The 1538-nt window shown below is 63.7% G+C and carries 2 protein-coding genes; one reads left to right on the forward strand and one right to left on the reverse strand.

The window, feature by feature from the left end:
- A partial coding sequence (locus JK364_RS54220; RefSeq protein WP_201858848.1) for an AMP-binding protein occupies positions 1-378 on the reverse strand: 378 nt, incomplete at its 3' end.
- Between the two features lie 608 nt (positions 379-986).
- Here JK364_RS54220 and JK364_RS54225 point away from each other — a divergent pair.
- Positions 987-1538 (forward strand): condensation domain-containing protein (locus JK364_RS54225; RefSeq protein ID WP_230993977.1); only part of this gene is annotated, 552 nt, incomplete at its 3' end.

A 1538-nucleotide genomic window follows, 5' to 3' on the forward strand; every position in this document is an offset into this window, starting at 1 on the left:
CAGGGTTTGCAGGCGGGCGGTGGTGTCAGGGTGGTCGAGGAGTACACGTGGTGTGGTGTGGTTGGGTGTGGGGAGTGTGGCGGCGATGTCGGTGGTGGTGATCAGGGCGGTGGGGTCGCTGTCGCGTAGCAGGTAGGCCAGGCGTTCTCGGGGGTAGTCGGGGTCCAGGGGTACGTAGGCGGCGCCGGTCTTCAGCACGGCGAGGATCGCGGTGATGGTCTGTGCGGAGCGAGGCAGTGCCAGGGCGATACGGCGTTCGGGTCCGGCGCCGGCTTGCAGGAGGAGTCGGGCCAGTTGGTTGGCCCGTTCGTTGACCTCGCGGTATGTCCACCGCTGGTCCTCGCACACCACGGCCACCGTGTCCGGGGCTCGTTCCACCCACTCCTCGAACAACCCCGACAACGACACCCTGTCCGGATCAGTGCATGCCGCAAGCGCTGTGTTCTCCACCATTCCACCCAGCCAATTCATCGGGGAGTCGCGTCACATAGAGAGACGCGTGAGGGTAGTTATCTGAATCCAGTGGTGATCTGAATCAGTGGTTATTTGAATCCAGCCCGGTTTTGAGTGTCCTTGCCCGCTTGTACCAGCGTCGCCGGACGACATCTCATGAGCAAGTGAATGGCAGCTTGGTGCAGTGGCACCCCCGTCGTCTTCGCCGGTCCACTCCGGTATGACGCGCTGACATCGACCGGGAGAACGCGCAGGTCAGAAGTGCTGTGTCGAGGGTGGCCGAGAACCAGTGAAGGCACCTAGGTGCCACCTGTCCGCATTGCCGGTTATCGCCGAGAACAATGCCCATTGGAATGTTCTGACGTCTATTCAAGATCGTTGACGGGCTCGCCCGGCTCGGTTACGTTGAATTATTCGGACAGAGTGAATGCCCGCGTGTCCACCGCGCTCCTCGTTGCTCCTTCTTCTCCTTATCCATCTCCGTGCGATCTGCGTAGTGCATCAGTGCGAGCGGTCCGAACAGGGGGATTCCCATGGTCCGATCCCGGATCGAAGAGCTTCTGCCGCTGACCCCGTTGCAGGAGGGGTTGCTGTTCCACGCGGTCTATGACGATGGCGCGCCGGATGTGTACATGGTGCAGCTGGTCTTCGATCTCGACGGTCCGGTGGACGCTCAGCGCCTGCGGTCTGCGGCACAGGCGATCGTGGATCGCCATATGAGCCTGCGTGCGGGATTCATCACGCGCGGAGTGCCCCGGCCCGTGCAGGCCATCGCACGGCGTGTGCGGGTGCCGTGGCGGGAGGAGGATCTGCGGGGTCTGGGGGCGGCGGAGGCGCGGGACGTCTTTGAGCGGTGGCTGGCGGAGGACCGGGTCGACCGTTTCGATCTGGCGCGGCCGCCGTTGCTGCGGTTCGCGTTGTTCCGTTTCGGCGAGGAACGTTTCCGGTTGGTGATGACGAATCACCACATCCTGCTGGACGGCTGGTCCACTCAACTGCTGATGCGGGAGTTGGTCACCCTCTACCACGAGGATCCTGAGGCCCCCGCCTCCACGCTGGCCCCCGCTGTGCCCTGGCGTGAGTAT

It is taken from the genome of Streptomyces endocoffeicus, assembly GCF_016741935.1.
Classification (GTDB): domain Bacteria; phylum Actinomycetota; class Actinomycetes; order Streptomycetales; family Streptomycetaceae; genus Streptomyces; species Streptomyces endocoffeicus.